Here is a 17701-nt window from a genome sequence, read left to right as displayed (position 1 = left end):
CGGGCACAATTCAAAAATCGAACGCAATTACGCCAAGGCGAAATTGATCTGATGAGGAGGAGGAGAATTGGACAATTTTTTTCAACGATATATTGATTCGTGGCGCTTTAATGGTTGGTTTTTCCACGATATCTTTCTAGGTATTGTCCTTGGCGTTGGATTTTTATTGTTATTGTATGTTTTGTTTAAACGCCGACATAAAGGTGCTTTTGTCATAATTTTTATCCTTTATGCTTTTATGGGTAATATTTTGATGATTGCTTTTGGCTTAGCTGGTCGAGGCTTCCCAATCAATTCCGAATCTCCTATTTATACTGATGATTCACAGAAAATTGCTGTCCAAATGGTTGGAGGATCTGAAAATAACGGTACAACTTATGGGATTACGCAAATTATTTCACATCATCAAATTGTAGCAATTAATTTGCAAACAGGTGAAAAACAGTGGACGAAATCTTCTTCAAGTAAAGAGACACTCATTGGCAATTTTATGGGGGGACTTCTTGTTCATCGTAGTGATGATGAATACGGAAAACTTTCACTCTTGGATATTCAAACTGGAAAAGAAAAGCTCTCTGAAAAAGAATTTGCGAAAAAACACAGCCAGTTAATAGATGTTTTAGATAGTGGTTCCCACAACATAATCTTGTTGCAAAATAATCTTTATTTTGAGGGTATCGATGGGAAATTTTATCGCTTTGATGGCAAAAATTTAAGCGAAGATAACAAAGCGGAAAAATATCTTTCCACAAAATTTTTCATAGAATCCGATATTCCAGGTTATTTTGCATCGCATAATCAACCGTTGGAGGATTATGATGAGGTTCGAGAATTTAGTAGCAATGTATTAGCTGAACCTGCTATTCAAGCATACAAGAATCTAGAGCCAGTGGTAGTAGATGTGGATCTGCAACAACAAACAGCTCTTGTATCTTATCGACAAACGAAGCGAGAAAGTGCTGACCGTATCGTATTACTTTATGATATGAAAGACCATCGTACTATTTGGGAAGAAAATATAGGTGTTGTAAATACTGAGCAAAAAAATCCGGGTGTTCGTACATTAGAGAACTATTATGCGATTCAAGCAGGAGATGAGTTTCTGTTGTTAGATAAGGACACGAAAAAAGAAATGTTCAGATATCAGCTACGTTGGAATCGTCCAGTTCGAGAAAATTAATAAGCATGGTATGATCCCCTCCAAGAAACGGCTTGGTGGGGATTTTTATAGTTTGGGTCAGGGTTGCTCTATATATCACAAAATGATATATTATTTAACGATATATCATTTTGTGATATATTGGAGGTGTAGACAATGAAATCATTAGAGCAGCTAACAGATTCTGTTTTTTATATTATGGCTGCCTTAACAGAGCCTCGACACGGCTATGCGGTCATGAGTTTAATAGAGGAGACAACAAAGGGTACTTTCGTAGTTGGTCCAGCATCCCTTTATACAATTATTAAAAAATTATTAGCTGAACAACTTATTCAGCTACATGATGATTCGGATTCTCGCAGAAAGGTCTATGTCTTAACGGATAAAGGTCGAGAAATATTGCTCGAAGATATTGAAAGAAGAAAGACCATGATTCATTTAGCAGAGCAGGGATTACAAAGGGGGCAAAAATAGTGCGAAATAAGAGATATATGCCATCAATGGGTTTAGCTTTTTCTGAGGCACTCGATATGAAAGAATTAAGCAAAAAAGCTGCGGAGGGCTGGCATTTAAAAAGATTTCAATGTGCAGGCTATGGGCTAGAAAAGGGTGAACCAGAAGAAGTCATTTTTAGTATTGATTATCGTAAATTACAGAAGGCTGACGAAGAGGAGTATTTTGAACTATTTGCTTACGGTGGCTGGACACATGTATGCTCAAGCGCTCATATGCATATTTTTAAGGCAGCTCCAGAAACGACACCTATTTATAGTGATGCTGAGTCCTCTATTGATAAATTAGCTCGTCTTGCAAAGCCTGTAAATCTAGTAGCATCAATTGCACTTGCAATAACTATGGTATTATGGGTATTTATGACATTTACCTCTGGGACAATTCAACACATTGCAGAGCAAGGATTTACAGGTTCCTTTATTTTTACTGTTCCAGCGATAATGACTTCTGGTGGTGTTTACTATCATATGTGGAAAAACCTACGATTAAAATCAAAGCATATATGAGAAAAACAGCTGAAGCATTTCGAGGGCACTGAAAAAGTCGATTTGCCACAAAAAATGTGATGCAAATCGACTTTTTTGAGTTTCTAAATCCAACAAAAGACAGATTTATAATATAAAAAAATGAATTTCTTTAGTTTTTCAGTGCCCTCAGCATTTCAGCTGTTTTTTTATGACCGCGGGATAGGAGTCTCGGAGCGACGGAAAGAATTCAGGCACCGACGGAAAGAACCCAGGCAACGACGGAAAAAAACTCGAGGCGCCGGATAGAATTAGCGTCGACGGAAAGTAGGGTCTCAACGACGGATAGAAGACATGGAGCGACGGAAAGAACCCAGGCAACGACGGAAAGAAAACTCGAGGCGCCGGATAGAATTAGCGTCGACGAAAAGTAGGGTCTCAACGACGGATAGAAGACATGGAGCGACGGAAAGAACCCAGGCAACGACGGAAAGAAAACTCGAGGCGCCGGATAGAATTAGCGTCGACGGAAAGTAGGGTCTCAACGACGGATAGAAGACATGGAGCGACGGAAAGAAAACTCGAGGCGACGGATAGAATTAGCATCGACAGAAAGTAGGGTCTCAACGACGGATAAAAGACATGGAGCGACGGAAAGAACTCAGGCAACGACGGAAAGAAAACTCAAGGCGCCGGATAGAATTAGCGTCGACGGAAAGTAGGGTCTCAACGACGGATAGAAGACATGGAGCGACGGAAAGAACCCAGGCAACGACGGAAAAAAACTCGAGGCGCCGGATAGAATTAGCATCGACAGAAAGTAGGGTCTCAACGACGAATAGAAGACTCGGAGCGACGGAAAGAACTCAGGCAACGACGGAAAGAACACTCAAGGCGCCGGATAGAATTAGCGTCGACGGAAAGTAGGGGAGAAATAGCTGCACCGAACTACAGGAAATATTGATTTGTTGTCGAAGTATTAAGTATTAATAAGTAGTTTTCTAAATAGGTCTTCCAAAATAAATGCAAAATTTTATTTAAAAAAACATTTACACTTGTATGTAGAGTATATTGGGATAATTATGTTAATAATTTGGGCATGTCCAATGTTGGCTGACAATATAAATAGTAGAGAGTTGGCAGCCTTCATTAATAGGAAATACACTCAAACAATAGGAAAGCCATTCACTAACTACACGGAGAGAAAGGATTGAGTGGAATGAATATTGGGAATAGCGTGGCGCTTATTGTAAGTCTGATTTTTTCAAGCATTTTGGTTCGTGCAATATATCGCGTTTTTGTGAAAAAGAAAGTACCTACTATGACTTACACACCATATGATAATGCCATGAATGGAAAAGGGAAAAATGACAATTGAACGTTTAAGTGAGTGGTTACAAACCTCAAGCAGTACGGTGATTTTAACAGGTGCTGGTATGTCAACCGAAAGTGGAATTCCAGATTTTCGATCGGCATCAGGTTGGTGGAATAATATTGATCCTCGAACAGTAGCTACTACGGAAGCATTGGCACAAAATTATTCATTGTTTCATGAGTTTTATAAAATGCGCATAGAAAATTTGGAAAAAGTAGCGCCACACGAGGGCCATCAAATTTTAGCTGATTGGGAAAAACGAGGAATCGTATCGTTAGTTGCCACGCAAAATGTCGATGGTTTTCATCAGCTAGCAGGAAGTCAAAGAGTAGAGGAATTACATGGCTCGATACGCTCCGTACGTTGTCATCGCTGTCAGCAAGCTGCTCCAATGGAAAGCTTCTTGCACAAAGAGAGCTGTGCACATTGTGGTGGTAAACTACGTCCGAATGTAGTGCTTTTTGGGGAAAGTTTACCACAAGCAAGCTGGCACAAGACGATGGAGGCTATTAAAGCAGCAGAGCTTGTCGTTGTTATCGGTACGAGCCTCGAAGTGTATCCGGTTAATCAACTCCCCATGATGACAAAAGGAAAAACCGTTTATATTAATTTAGATATTGCACAACATGAAGCACAATTTGATGTAACAATCGAAGGGAAAATCAAAGAAGTGTTACAACAATTGCAAATATAAAAGGAGGCGCCCTTGAGAATTGAAGGGGCGCCTAAAACATTTGTGGTAAAAATTCATTCATAAACCGTTTATTTTTACGTAGCCATATTTTTAAAATCATACGATGCGTTAGGAGTCGTTGCCTTTTATGTGGTCTAGCCTTTGCCTCTATTAAACTTTGTAGTAGAATACATGTTTCTGTGGAAAATGCTTGAGGGTCAACGAGGACGTCAAGCTTATAATCAATTAACTGAGCAGCCTGTACCTTTGCAAGTAATTGTGCAAAGCGGGTATTCATTTCTGGAAAGTTTTCCGCTAGTTCTAGGTCGATTAATGTATATAATGTTTGTTCAATTTCAGCTTCGAGTGCTTGTAATTGTTCGATTGATGGTTGTGTCAAAAAATCACCTCTATAAGTTCTCATAAATGCTGTTACACAAGTAAAAAGCCAAGTGCCGCGAAAAGTAAACCGAATAAAACTGTAGTGCATATATAAACAATAGCTTGTTTCCATTTTGTCTGTTCCAAGAGCTGCAAGGATTCAAAACCGAATGTCGAAAATGTCGTATAGGCTCCTAAAAAACCAATCCCTATAAAATGCCAAAGCCAATCACTTGGTTGTAAAGCAAATAAAAAGCCAAGTGCAAAAGAACCCGATATATTAATAAAAAAAGTTGCCCAAAGATATGTATGAGCAATCCATTTTCCTAGATAAAATCTCGTTAGTGCTCCCAAAAATCCACCAATACCAATAACTATCATACGATGCGCCCCTTTGCTAGTCTAAACCCTAGCCATGCACAAACTAAACCGCCAAAAACACTCACTAAAGTATAAAGAACGGCTTGTAGCCACTTACTATCTTGTAGAAGTAATAACGTTTCTAAAGAAAATGTCGAAAAGGTTGTAAAGGCACCAAAAAAGCCAGTACCAATTCCTAAAACTACAGGCGTACGCTTTGTAAACGTAGTAAATAGCCACGCTAAACAAAAGCAACCAATTAAGTTTATGCAAAGTGTCGCAAATGGAAAACCACCATTATTTGAAAGTGCTAGACCAAGGCTATATCGACAGATGGCACCAAAAAATCCGCCAATTCCAACAGCTAAAAATGATTTCAACGTAAAGACTCCTTATTAAAATGTCTATAGTGAAAAGTGTATCATGTGATAACCCTTTTAGATATATTTCTATAGTTATACGGGTTCAAATATATCAAAGAGAGCTCAAATTTAGAATGACATGATTTTTTTCATTATATCTTATACCGTTTTACCAGCGTTGGTTCAAATATTTTCGTTCTATAGTTTTTTGACTTCTCAAACACTATTTTAGTATACCGTCGATTAAGATAAATAAAATTTATATAAATCCTGCCAAACTACTTCGTAATTATTGTCCCTATATCATCTTTTAATATGTATATAACAAGAAAGGAGGCGTATTATGATCTTAGTATTTCAAAATGAGAACTTTTTTAGTCTTCAAACACTATTACACCGTTCAATGAAAATCCGTTAACGGTAAATCCAGAAACGGAAAACCCGTTAACGGAAAAACCGTCACTACTAATTAATAATTAATTACTAAATAATAAATAGACCTGGTGCCTTGAAAAGCACACTGTAAAATTCAAAACAGTAAACGATGTTTCAGTTTGGCGTTCGTTTCTCTTATATTCAACTTGCACCGATGGATGTTGAAGTGAGCAAAGATGGACGGCATTTTATACCCTTAATGGAAATAAGGGAACAGTCTCCGTGTTTGTTATTCTTTAATTTTATTGGGAAGATGGGCGATAAATTTAAAAAGTTAGGCAATAAATTTTAAAAGTTGGGTGATAAATTAAAGTTAGGCGATAAATTTAATAATTGTTCCGATAAACCTTTAAATTGTTCCGATAAATCTTAAAATTGTTCCGATAAATTGCTGGAAGACCCTATTGAACTAGCTTTGTTCGTTAGGGTCTTCCAGCAATGATTCAATAACATGTTTTATTTGAAAAATTTGTATTTAACACAGTAATCGTATTGTCAATTTGTGGGGAACCAAGGATACTACTTGACGATTTTATTTCTTTGTGCAAGCACAAAGCCGATTCCGGACGCAATTATGCCGAGGCATAATTGATTACGTTTGCATACCATTCTTTTGACTTTTCAATATCCCTTACTTTTAGCTTTAAGAATAAGGGCATTTGATAAAATTCATTCATGTCTATTTCCTCCTTTAGGCTAATACAAACTAACCATAATGGTTTACGTCGCGTTAAAGTCAATATAAAAAGTTATAGTATTTAATGTTAAATTTATGTTCCAGGAATGATTTACTCCTGGATATTAATTTCAGTAATTCACTGCTTTAAAGTGCTAATTATTTCCTGAAAAATCTAAAAAATAACAGCAAGGTAGTTGACAAATATTTCTATAGTATGATAATCTTCAAGAACACTATAACAAATCAAACGAAGGAGGTCATGACAATGTTAATTTTATCAGTATCATATCAAAGTACATCTGCATACATTGTCCATGTCTTCTAACATTGTATTTTACATTGTAATAAAAGGCATGGGTTACACCTTGCCTTTTATTAAGAGACACATGCTCTGTTTTTTTGGGTATGTGTCTTTTTTATTGCAAAAAAAAGGTTGTAGTGATAATGAAAAGGGAGTGTATGTGTATGCGAAACACGGTACAAAAAATGATTTTTAACAAGGTATTTCTGGATAGTGGGTAGTAAAGCTTCAATAGCACTGGAGAAAGAAGGTTATAATGTATGTTTGATGTTTTAAGTAAATTAAGCTGGTTTTTTAAGAAATACTGGAAACAATATACAATAGCAATTGTGCTATTAATGATTGCCAGCGGGTTAGAAGTGGTTCCACCGTATTTACTAGGGTCCATTATTGATATATTGACTGCTGGAGAAATGACATCAGCTCTTTTAACGAAGTATATTTTGATTTTTATTGGCATCATTATTGGGGGGTATGTCCTTAATTTTGTGTGGCAATTCAGACTATTTGAAGGAGCTATTAACCTAGAGAAAATTTTACGTCGGAACCTCATGCAGCATTTTCTACGCATGACGCCAACGTTTTATGAAAAAAATCGCACCGGAGATTTAATGGCCCGTGCAACAAATGATTTAAACGCAGTGTCATTAACAGCTGGCTTTGGGATTATGACATTGATTGATTCGACAATCTACATGGGCTTTATTATTTTTGCCATGGGCTATATGATTTCGTGGAAGCTTACTTTTTTTGCAATGCTGCCAGTGCCGATAATGGCCATCCTTATTCAATATTTAGGGAAAATTGTGCATGAACGATATATGAAGGCACAGGATTCTTTTGGAGAGCTGAACGATAGTGTTCTAGAGTCCGTTGCAGGTGTGCGAGTTGTACGCGCATATGTGCAAGAAAAAAAGGATGAAGCAAATTTTGCAGAGATGAGCGAGATTGTGTATGAAAAAAATATGCATACCGCAAAAATTAACGCCTTATTTGGACCAATTACAAAGGTCGGTACAGGGATCAGTTATGTTGTAGCGCTAGGCTATGGTGCTCATTTAGTAGCGACTGAGGCAATGACAGTTGGGCAGCTTGTAACGTTCAATGTTTACTTGGGGCTAGCAGTTTGGCCAATATTTGCAATTGGAGAGCTTATTAATGTGATGCAACAAGGTAACGCTTCTCTTGATCGTGTGCAGGAAACGCTAAGGTATGACGCGGATGTTCGAAATATTGCGAATCCACAAACGATTGTGACACCGAATGCGATTGGCTTTGATGATTTAACATTCCGATATCCAATGAGTCAGGTAAAAAACCTCCAGCGAATTTCGTTGTCGTTGAAAAAGGGGCAAACACTTGGGATTGTTGGTAAAACAGGAGCGGGAAAAACGACCTTCCTGCGACAATTATTACGCGAGTATCCAATTGGCGAGGGGCAGCTATCGATTGATGGAGTTGATATTACTGCACAAACGAAGGAGCAGTTACTCGACTGGATTGGTTATGTTCCTCAGGATCATGTTCTATTCTCACGTACTATTCGTGAAAATATTTTATTTGGGAAAGAAGATGCTACACAAGCTGAATTGCAGGAATCCATTCGTGCAGCATACTTTGAAAAGGATTTAAAAAATCTACCAATGGGTCTTGAGACACTTGTTGGTGAAAAGGGTGTATCTCTTTCAGGTGGTCAAAAGCAACGCGTTTCAATTGCGCGTGCTCTTATTAAAGACCCTGAAATCTTAATGCTTGATGACTCTCTTTCTGCTGTAGACGCAAAAACAGAGGCAAGAATTATTGAAAATATACAGCGAGAACGACAAGACAAAACGACGATTATTACAACACATCGTTTATCAGGAGTTCAGCACGCCGATTTAATTATCGTGCTAGATGAAGGCCAAATTGTAGAGCAGGGAACACATGAGCAACTTCTTTCACAACAAGGATGGTATAAAGAGCAATTTGACCGTCAGCAGCTAGAAGGAGGTGCATCATGAGTACGAGTCAACGTTTAGTACGCTATGCAATGTATTTTAAAAAACCGATACTACTTGGATTATTTTTCTTAACAATCGCCGTTTTTACGGAGCTTGTTGGGCCATTTATTGCGAAGCATATCATTGATAATTACATGACAATTGGACATATGGAAATAAAACCAATCACTTGGCTGTTACTTGTCTATTTAATTTTAGCAATAGCTACAGCTGTTTTACGCTATTTTATGTATATCTATTTACAAATGGGTGCCAATCGGGTTGTACAAAAATTACGTAAGGATGTATTTGAGCATATTCAAACATTGCCAATTCAATACTTCGATAATTTACCAGCAGGGAAAATTGTTGCCCGTGTAACGAATGATACTGAGGCTGTTCGTAATTTATATGTTCAGGTACTTTCAAATTTCGTTACGAGTTTAATTTCTATTGTAGGTGTTTATATCGCACTTTTCATTTTAAACTGGAAAATGGCATTCCTAGCATTGACTATGGTACCAGTCGTTTATTTATGGATGATTTTATATCGTAAAGTTGCTTCGAAATATAATGATGTGATCAGAACAAAAATTGCCGATATTAACGCAATGATTAATGAATCGATTCAAGGGATGACGATTATTCAAGCATTCCGTCGTGAGCAGCAAATGACGAATGAATTTGATGACATGAATAATGAGCATTATGCATATGAACGTAAGCTGCTTTTCCTTGATTCTGCAACTTCCTTCAACCTTGTTAATACATTAAGACTTCTTATGTTTACGATCTTTATTTTTTACTTTGGTACACAGTCATTTACGGCGACGGAAGTTATTTCTGCGGGGACATTATATGCCTTCGTCGATTATTTAACGAGATTATTTAATCCGATCACGAATATCGTCAATCAATTTTCTCAGCTTGAGCGCTCACTTGTTGCAGGAAAGCGTGTCTTTGAGGTGTTAGATACTAATGGGGAACCAGTATCTGAAAAAAGTTTACCTAGATATAAAGGGAATGTGGTGTTCAAAGATGTTTCCTTTGCTTATAAAAATGATGAATATGTATTGACAAACCTATCATTTGAAGCACACCAAGGTGAAACAATTGCCTTAGTAGGTCATACAGGATCTGGGAAAAGTTCGATTATGAACTTATTGTTCCGCTTCTATGATCCTTCTAAAGGTAAAATTACGATTGATGGAATTGATATCACTTCGGTTCCTCGTCAAACAATGCGTGAACATATGGGCATTGTTCTTCAGGACCCGTACTTATTTACAGGTACTATTGCTTCGAACGTCAGCTTAAACAATCCTAAAATTTCACGTGAAAAGATAGAAGCTTCATTAAAGGCTGTTGGTGGGGAACGTGTTTTGGCGAACTTGCCAAATAGCTATGATGAGCCTGTTATTGAGAAGGGGAGCACACTGTCATCTGGACAGCGTCAGTTAATTTCCTTTGCGCGTGCGCTTGCCTTTGACCCGGCTATTTTAATATTAGATGAGGCTACTTCTAATATAGATACGGAAACAGAGGAGATTATTCAGCATGCGATGGATGTGCTGAAAAAAGGACGTACAACATTCATTATCGCTCACCGACTTTCTACTATTAAAAATGCAGATCGTATTCTTGTCTTAGATCGAGGTAAGATTGTTGAACGTGGCACACATGATGAGCTATTAGCACAGGGCGGCATTTACGAAAAGATGTATCAAATGCAGGCGAATTCATTGCAACAATAATTATGGATCGATTACATGATGATTATTTGCTAAGAGAATGGTATAAAATGAAGCCCCACTTTATGGAAAAGTGGGGCTTTCTATTTAAGATGTACTTCTTACATATTTAAAGACGTTGACAACAAAGAATAGCACTGAAATGGCTACAGCGATACCGCCACCAGATACGAAGAGCTCAAATAACCAGCGTGGCACATCAATATATACCATCATCATACCGACAAAGAGGAACGGCAATCCGATATTGTAAAACCAAAATTGTGCTTTGGCCAGTCCTGTCTCGGCAGCATCTTTATATATTGAATAAATTAAACCGATAAATCCAGTTGTCAGCCAACCTACCACACCAATGTGGGCATGTGTCGCCTTCCATTCAAGTTGAACTGTATAATGCATAAACAGGCCAAAAGCCAAAACAATCACTAAATAAAGGACTGAAATCTTTATCCATTTAGCACCCATTGTAAACAACTCCTTTCCTGAAAGTGATTTTAGCTAGCTACTACAGTTTATTCTTGTCGAATAAAAAAGATGACATATTATTCTTTGTAAAATAAAAAAGTGTTTAATTGTAAACTGCTAGTCTTTTCCGTAGAATAAAAGCGTGAAAAGTAGAAATTTGCCAATTGGAGGATCTATGAAAAAGAAAATTATTTTTTAACTTCTTTCAGCAAAGGTTTTTTCGTAGCGAAAGCGAAGCGTCAGCTGCAAAGTTTTTTCGTAGCGAAAGCGAAGCGTCAGCTACAAAGTTTTTTCGTAGCGACAGGTATAGACGTCTTCCACAACTACAGGCAAGCACAAAGCCGATTCCGGACCGTGGCATAATTGATTTGCAATTAGTCTAATGTTAAACTACATGAATAGCATTATTCCGCTTGTTTATTCACCAGGTGTACAAGCGTGGGCAAAAGCATAGCCTGAGTAAGATGAAGCGCTTAAAAGTAAAATTCCATTAGGTCGCTTTGGTGATGTTATTGGAAGACTAGCTGTTTTCTTAGCTTCAAATGATTCTCAATAGATCACTGGTCCAACAATTGGAAGAGGTGGATATTTTGAAAGAGACAAATATTTTTAAACTTATTCATAGGATTGAACAGATGAATAATGCAAATATTATACGTTTTACGAAAGCATTTCCGTATCCGTTAGGTATTTCACCAATTTTAGTATTAAGTGAGCTACACACGAAAGGTCCACAAAAGCAAGCTGAATTAGCAGGAACGCTTGGCTATACAAAAGGGGCAATGACGAGTATTTCTGAAAAATTAGTAAAGCTCGGTTTAGCAGAAAGACTGTATGACCCATCTGACCGTCGTACAATTCGCTTACAAATAACGGACGAAGGTGAAAAAGCCTTAGCGAAAGCCCAATCCATTGGACAAGAGGTTTTTATGCAGCTTTTTGAAGTATTGAATGATGAAGAAATTGCACAATATTTGCGGATCCAAGAAAAATTAGTGCAAGGCATACAAGACCAAAGCATATAGACAAAAAAGTCATTTCAGTATGTTTTATTAAATTGATATAAGTTGATTGGAGTGAAGACTGGACGCCCTCAGGAAAGCGCCCAGTCGGAACGGAAATCAACCACACGTTATGGTGATGATCCATTCTTTATACAATGTATAACATTTTAAAGGTCGAATTTTAAGCTGAACTAATCCGAACAATTAGTTTAGCTTTTTTAGTGATTTAAGATACAGTTTGGAGTATTTTACGAAATACATAGAATGAAAGTTATGGATGTATTATAGATGAGTTTGCAATTGTGCAGGTTAGATGAATAAGAAATAAGGCTAACTTGTATTATCTAAAGTAGAGTTATATATAAATTCTGTTGGAGGTAATCATATTGAGAACCGAGAGAAAAATGTTTGATTTGATAATAGATATTGCTCAAAGAGACGAAAGAATTCGAGCTGTTTATATGAATGGCTCAAGAACTAACCCGAATGCATCAAAAGATATTTTTCAAGATTACGATATTGTCTATGTAGTTATGGAAATTTCCACATTCTTAAAAGATAAGAACTGGATTCGTATATTTGGGGATTTGCTGATGGTTCAGGAACCAGATAAACTCGATAAAGATCTAGGTGAGGATATCGATTTTGATCGAAGATATACATATTTAATGTTATTTACAGATGGCAATCGAATTGACCTTCGCCTTCAATCAACAGAAGCCATGTTGGATGAATATGGTGAAGATAAGCTTACAGTTCCATTATTAGATAAAGATCATATCTTACCGAAAATTTCTTTACCTTCGGACAATGACTATTATGTAAAGAAGCCAACAAAAGAACAATTTGATAGCTGCACTAGTGACTTTTGGTGGTGTTTACAAAATGTGGCGAAAGGAATATGGCGTGATGAACTTCCATATGCCAAATTAATGTATGAAGAAACAACAAGAGATTCTTTAAATCAAATAGTCAATTGGTGGATTGGAATAGAAAATGATTTTCAGGTGTCCACAGGAAAAATGGGGAAATATTTCAAAAAATATCTTCCAGTTTCTTATTGGAACTTGTATAAAGAAACGTATTCTGATTCCGACTATAAACATATGTGGGACTCGATATTTGTTGCTTGTGAATTATTTCGAATCTTATCCAAAGATATAGCGAATCACTGTCATTTCTCTTATCCAATTGAAGATGATGAGAATATGACTGCATTTTTGAAACATATTAAAGAGTTGCCAGGTGATGCAAATGGTATATATTAATTGAGAATAGGACAACGCATAATGAGCCAAGCCCGCGGAAAGGCCAACTCGGAGTGAAAATCAACCTTTTTTTATGGATACGCATTAATTTATATTTATTCTTTTTCCGACAATTGAAGCAACTTACTAGATTAAGGTACTTAGTTTTTAATTCATTAGTTAACGTCTTTACATTATGAATAAGTGGTGATGAAATAAATCATCGTATTTAATGTTAAAGAGTGAAATGAATTATTTATTGGAGAGGAAATAATAAATAATTGTAAAATAGTTGGAATTATTGAAAATTGTCTGAATTCATTTTATAATGAAATTGCGGTTCTAATATAGAGACAGTTGAGGTGTGAGATGACATTAAAAACTTTAGATAATTCATTAGAAGTTCTTAAATATTTTAATAAACAAAACCCTACATGGGGCGTGCGTGAATTAGCGAAAGAAATGAATATTAGTCATTCGATTATTTATAGAATCTTGTCTACATTTGAAAATCATGGCTTTTTAATTCAAAATCCTGAGACCAAAAAATATGAATTGGGACTTCGTTTTTTAGAATATGGTCAAATGGTGAAAGAAAAATTGAATCTTTCCGATTTTGTTTTACCAATAATGAAAAACCTTGCAGAAGAAATAAAAGAGTCTGTGTTTTTAACGTGGTTGGACGGAACCGATGGAGTAACAGTAGAAATTGCAGAGAGTTCGCAAACGATTAAGTTCTCGGTTTCAATTGGGACGAGAACACCACTTTACATAGGTGCATCTTGTAAGACAATCATGGCGTATCTTCCGGAGAAAAGGCAGATGGACATTATGGATAATGGGATGGAGAAATTAACCTCCGAAACCATCACAGACCCGGATGAGATGTTATTAGATTTAGAGAATATTCGAAATCAAGGCTGGTGTTTTTCTACAGGTGAATATTCTCACTCTGTATTTGGGCTTGGTGTACCACTTTTTAATAGCAAAAGTGACATTATTGCTTCTTTAACTATAGCAGGTCCAGAGTATCGTAAACCAACAGAAGAGAAATTTCTAGAAATGGTAAAAATTATCCAGCATGCAGCGATGAATATTCAACGATATTTCGATCAATATAGCTTTAAATTCTATAATGATTGATATTGTAAAGATGTCTACAAAAAGGCTCAGGACACTGTAATGACTGTCTTGAGCCTTTGTTAATATTATCTATAATAGTTCTTTCATGAATGTTATTGCATCCTCGACCTCTTCAAACGTATTAAAATAATGTGGTGAAAAACGAGCCATCTAAGTTCGTATAAAACTCAGTAGAATCAATTTGTCATTAAGTTAGCTGACACTAAATAAATGAGGGGTAATTTACAAATCAAGGAATAGCACGTCGTAAATTTAGTAAATACTAGTGTACGTCTTTTTTTCGTCCAATATGCATATAAATAGACTATATAAACTTTTTTCCAACTTAATACGTCAAAAAGAGGGGTAAATTTGGTAAGCAAGAAAGGACTTATGTATGGAAAAAAATATGAAGCGCTCTAAGGAAAAAAAGAGCAAGAAAAAAATATGGCTTTGGATAGTAGGTAGCTTATTAGCAATTTTTTTAATTTTTATAGGTACTGCTTATTATACAATCCAGAAAACGATGAATAAAATAAATACACCATTAATTGAATCAGCAGGCGATGAAAATAAGGAACAAAAAACAGTTACGAAAAAAGACCCATTTTCTGTGTTAATGCTAGGTGTGGATGAGCGTAAAAATGATAGTGGACGTTCAGACACGATGATCGTCATTACGGTTAACCCTGAAAAACAAACGATGAAGATGCTTAGTATACCTCGAGATACTCGTACAGAGATTATCGGTCATGATTCCGTCGATAAAATTAATCATGCTTATGCATTTGGAGGCGTTCCAATGGCGGTGGATACGGTGGAGCATTTTTTAGATATTCCGATAGACTATTACGTGTTTATTAATATGGATGGCTTCCTGCAAATTATCGACACGATTGGTGGTGTCACAATTGATAATGACATGGATTTAACTTATGACTCCTATCATTATCCGAAGGGTGAGATAACTTTAGACGGTGAAAATGCGTTAATTTTTTCACGCATTCGATATGAAGATCCTCGCGGTGATTTTGGCCGCCAAATTCGCCAACGACAAATTATTGAGGCGGTTCTGAAAAAAGCTTCGTCGACACAATCTTTATTAAAGGCTACAGATATGCTTGATGTAGTAGGGGATAATGTCCGTATGAATTTTACGATGAAGGACTTAATCCAACTGCAAAGTATGTATAAAAAAATGGATCGTAATATTGATCAGTTGTCATTTAAAGAGGGAACTGGCAAAACAATTGACCACATTTGGTATTACATCCCTGAAGAGGCGGAACTAGGAAAAGTTCAATCGGAATTAAAAGCCCATTTGCAATAAATAGTAAGGAGTGACAATTTGGGTGTAATAGCTGTAAATCTTTTGGCAATGAAGGGAGGGAGATGAATGAATGGGAGGACCCAGGTGCTTAGGTATACAGCTCTAAATAATTGCATGCAAAGCTATGTGCCTAAACGTAAAGTTCAAAAAAATCCAGTCAGTTCAGCTATGCGATATTTACAACTATTGAGCTTAAAAATTTTCATGTAAAACATAAAAAAATCATTCAGGTAGGGTGCATGCCTAGTTGAATGGTTTTTTTATTTAATTTACAATGTGTTTGAAATATCAGAAAATTTCGTGTATAATTGTGTTAGAAATGGTTGAAGGAGTGATAGTGATGATTATAGGCACAATTTTATTAGCAGTTGCATTACCTGCAGGTATTATTTTAGCAGTAGACTTATTTAATGAGCAGCATCACTCTGCTTCACAAAGTAACCATTCATAATCGTGAAAACAAAAATATAGAAGACATCTAGGCAAAGCTATAAAGTAGCTTTGTCTATTTTTTGTGGCTCATCACCAAAAATTAGGGATGATATTTGTAAAAACGTAACCGCGGATTTTGGCCTGACCCGATCAGTTTTCTTTCGGACCTGAGCGTTTCTTTGGCTAATGGTTTTCACATGGACTCCAGCGTCACAGGTGAGACCCTGGAGCGAAGAGAATAGGGGGACTGCCTTCGGGACCAACATCCTTTTGACTCCACAGGAAAGCGCCCGGTCGGAACGAAATCAACCTCACATTCTGGTGATTAGCCATTTTTGTAAACTTGAAACAATTTATGTGATTCATTCGTCAATATACTGTAGAAAATGTTATACTATAAAAAAACAGTATCGGGGAATGAGCATGCAAGAAGAAAAAACAAGTTTCAAAAAAGAAATACTATCCTATCTTAAAATTATTGTCATTACGGCTATAGTTGTTTTTGGCTGTAAGCAATTTTTATTTGCACCAATTAAAGTGCAAGGGGCTTCTATGTTCCCAACTTACCATGATAAGGATATTATTATTGTAAGTAAAATGAGTAAAATTGAACGCTTTGATCAAATTGTCTTTCAATCTCCAACAGAAGATGAACTATATATCAAACGAGTAATTGGCTTGCCAGGTGATACAGTTGAAATGAAGGACGATGTTTTGTATGTAAATGGCAAAGCTTATAAAGAAGATTATGTGAACCGTCAAACAGATGATCCTAATCAATTACGCATTACAGAAAATTTCACGTTAGAGCAATTAGTAAATGAAAAAAAAGTGCCTGAGGGTATGTATTTTGTACTTGGTGACAACCGTTTAAAAAGTTACGATAGCCGCCATTATGGTTTAATTTCTAAAGATGCCATCTATGGTGAAGCTAAAATAACACTATATCCGTTTAATCAATTCCATATCGGTTCAAAATAAAATAAATTAAGACTTTCAGTGAGAAAGAGGCTATTTTGAGTAGCCTCTTTTTTGTCTTTTTAGTTAGCTGGTAATGCTGTGCAAACTTTATAAGAGGGATAATAGACACAAACTGTCGAATTTTCAACAGTTTCTTTTAAGGGGATTTGCTGTTTGCTCAGACTAGGGGAAATGGTTGCTGGTTCATCGATTGTGAGCTCTTCTACTACTAGTTCTACGCCATAAAACAACATTAAAAAATAGCATACTAAACCTAATATACGCAAACAATCACCTCGCAATATTGTTATATTATTATGTATGGTCAAGTTTGAAGAATTATAAGTAAAAATCTAAAATTTATCTCTTGTTAAGGGATTCTTTTTGATCAAAGCAGCTAGGTAGGCGCAATGATAAATTGAATTTTGATGCTGGAGCGTGCTATAGCGAACTGATTTTATGGATGAGAAAGAAGAGAGGGCGAAGTAGAATAATAAAAATTGTTGTCATGTAATTTTCGATATGCTAATATAGCTAGGGTAAATATTTAATCTGTATAACCTCAATGATATGGATTGAGGGTCTCTACCAGGAACCATAAAATCCTGACTACAAAAATTTTGCTTCATTTTTGTAGTCAGGATTTTTTTATTTTCGTTCAGAATAAAATTCCCTACAAAAATGAAAGTGTAACGGAAGGGTGATT

18 protein-coding genes and 1 riboswitch are annotated in these 17701 nt (G+C 36.3%); of the genes, 13 read left to right on the top strand and 5 right to left on the bottom strand.

The genetic code is table 11. The features are described from left to right. Positions 1–67: 67 nt before the first annotated feature. The 5 genes from FJQ98_RS15375 to FJQ98_RS15355 all read left to right on the top strand — a co-directional run bounded on the left by FJQ98_RS15375 (position 68) and on the right by FJQ98_RS15355 (position 4205). Complete coding sequence (locus FJQ98_RS15375; RefSeq protein WP_053597292.1) at positions 68–1180, top strand: PA2928 family protein; 1113 nt, start codon at positions 68–70, stop codon at positions 1178–1180. Positions 1181–1315: 135 nt separating this feature from the next. Then, the gene (locus FJQ98_RS15370) at positions 1316–1633 is read left to right on the top strand and encodes a PadR family transcriptional regulator (protein WP_053597291.1); all 318 of its coding nucleotides are present in this window, start codon (positions 1316–1318) and stop codon (positions 1631–1633) included. Beyond that, positions 1633–2178, top strand: coding sequence for a DUF2812 domain-containing protein (locus FJQ98_RS15365; protein ID WP_241774666.1), 546 nt, complete (start codon positions 1633–1635; stop codon positions 2176–2178). Before FJQ98_RS15370 ends, FJQ98_RS15365 begins: the two co-directional genes overlap by 1 nt. A gap of 1177 nt (positions 2179–3355) precedes the next feature. Next, entirely contained in the window at positions 3356–3514 is a 159-nt protein-coding gene (locus FJQ98_RS15360; protein WP_143115078.1) for a DUF3951 domain-containing protein, read from the top strand. Then, positions 3504–4205, top strand: coding sequence for an SIR2 family NAD-dependent protein deacylase (locus tag FJQ98_RS15355; protein WP_053597289.1), 702 nt, complete (start codon positions 3504–3506; stop codon positions 4203–4205). Before FJQ98_RS15360 ends, FJQ98_RS15355 begins: the two co-directional genes overlap by 11 nt. Before the next feature lie 31 nt (positions 4206–4236). On the opposite strand, the gene FJQ98_RS15350 is transcribed toward FJQ98_RS15355, so the two are convergent. The 3 genes from FJQ98_RS15350 to crcB are packed head-to-tail and all read right to left on the bottom strand — an operon-like array spanning position 4237 to position 5305. After that, positions 4237–4584, bottom strand: coding sequence for a hypothetical protein (locus tag FJQ98_RS15350; RefSeq protein ID WP_053597288.1), 348 nt, complete (start codon positions 4582–4584; stop codon positions 4237–4239). 32 nt (positions 4585–4616) lie between these two features. Then, positions 4617–4946, bottom strand: coding sequence for a fluoride efflux transporter FluC (locus FJQ98_RS15345; RefSeq protein ID WP_053597287.1), 330 nt, complete (start codon positions 4944–4946; stop codon positions 4617–4619). After that, positions 4943–5305, bottom strand: coding sequence for a fluoride efflux transporter CrcB (gene crcB, locus FJQ98_RS15340; RefSeq protein WP_053597286.1), 363 nt, complete (start codon positions 5303–5305; stop codon positions 4943–4945). The genes FJQ98_RS15345 and crcB overlap by 4 nt, the downstream gene beginning before the upstream one ends. A gap of 1657 nt (positions 5306–6962) precedes the next feature. Here crcB and FJQ98_RS15335 point away from each other — a divergent pair. Together FJQ98_RS15335 and FJQ98_RS15330 are read left to right on the top strand one after the other, a co-directional pair. Then, positions 6963–8705 carry an ABC transporter ATP-binding protein gene (locus FJQ98_RS15335; protein WP_053597285.1) on the top strand — a complete coding sequence of 581 codons (1743 nt, stop codon included), beginning with the start codon at positions 6963–6965 and terminating at the stop codon, positions 8703–8705. After that, entirely contained in the window at positions 8702–10438 is a 1737-nt protein-coding gene (locus FJQ98_RS15330; RefSeq protein WP_053597284.1) for an ABC transporter ATP-binding protein, read from the top strand. The genes FJQ98_RS15335 and FJQ98_RS15330 overlap by 4 nt, the downstream gene beginning before the upstream one ends. Before the next feature lie 84 nt (positions 10439–10522). Here the strand turns inward: FJQ98_RS15330 and FJQ98_RS15325 are convergent, their stop codons facing one another. Next, positions 10523–10900, bottom strand: a complete 378-nt coding sequence (locus FJQ98_RS15325; protein ID WP_053597283.1) for a hypothetical protein — start codon at positions 10898–10900, stop codon at positions 10523–10525. Positions 10901–11490: 590 nt separating this feature from the next. Here FJQ98_RS15325 and FJQ98_RS15320 point away from each other — a divergent pair. The 6 genes from FJQ98_RS15320 to lepB all read left to right on the top strand — a co-directional run bounded on the left by FJQ98_RS15320 (position 11491) and on the right by lepB (position 17016). Continuing rightward, a complete protein-coding gene (locus FJQ98_RS15320) occupies positions 11491–11925 on the top strand; it encodes a MarR family winged helix-turn-helix transcriptional regulator (protein ID WP_053597282.1) in 435 nt (144 codons plus the stop codon). Between the two features lie 365 nt (positions 11926–12290). Next, a complete protein-coding gene (locus FJQ98_RS15315; RefSeq protein WP_053597281.1) occupies positions 12291–13172 on the top strand; it encodes an aminoglycoside 6-adenylyltransferase in 882 nt (293 codons plus the stop codon). A 348-nt stretch (positions 13173–13520) separates the two neighbouring features. Beyond that, on the top strand, positions 13521–14294 hold the full coding sequence (locus tag FJQ98_RS15310) for an IclR family transcriptional regulator (RefSeq protein WP_053597280.1): 774 nt from the start codon (positions 13521–13523) through the stop codon (positions 14292–14294). 376 nt (positions 14295–14670) lie between these two features. Beyond that, the gene (locus FJQ98_RS15305) at positions 14671–15603 is read left to right on the top strand and encodes an LCP family glycopolymer transferase (RefSeq protein ID WP_053597279.1); all 933 of its coding nucleotides are present in this window, start codon (positions 14671–14673) and stop codon (positions 15601–15603) included. Between the two features lie 340 nt (positions 15604–15943). Continuing rightward, the gene (locus FJQ98_RS15300) at positions 15944–16054 is read left to right on the top strand and encodes a hypothetical protein (RefSeq protein WP_053597278.1); all 111 of its coding nucleotides are present in this window, start codon (positions 15944–15946) and stop codon (positions 16052–16054) included. 404 nt (positions 16055–16458) lie between these two features. Further along, complete coding sequence (lepB, locus tag FJQ98_RS15295) at positions 16459–17016, top strand: signal peptidase I (protein WP_053597276.1); 558 nt, start codon at positions 16459–16461, stop codon at positions 17014–17016. A gap of 59 nt (positions 17017–17075) precedes the next feature. Here lepB and FJQ98_RS15290 read toward each other — a convergent pair whose 3' ends face one another. Next, a complete protein-coding gene (locus FJQ98_RS15290) occupies positions 17076–17282 on the bottom strand; it encodes a hypothetical protein (protein WP_053597275.1) in 207 nt (68 codons plus the stop codon). 245 nt (positions 17283–17527) lie between these two features. Then, positions 17528–17627, top strand: a riboswitch (purine riboswitch). Positions 17628–17701 lie beyond the last annotated feature (74 nt).

Source organism: Lysinibacillus agricola (assembly GCF_016638705.1).
Classification (GTDB): Bacteria; Bacillota; Bacilli; order Bacillales_A; family Planococcaceae; genus Lysinibacillus; species Lysinibacillus agricola.
The sequence above is the reverse complement of the archived record's forward strand: the minus strand, read 5'-3'. Positions and strand labels throughout refer to the sequence as shown.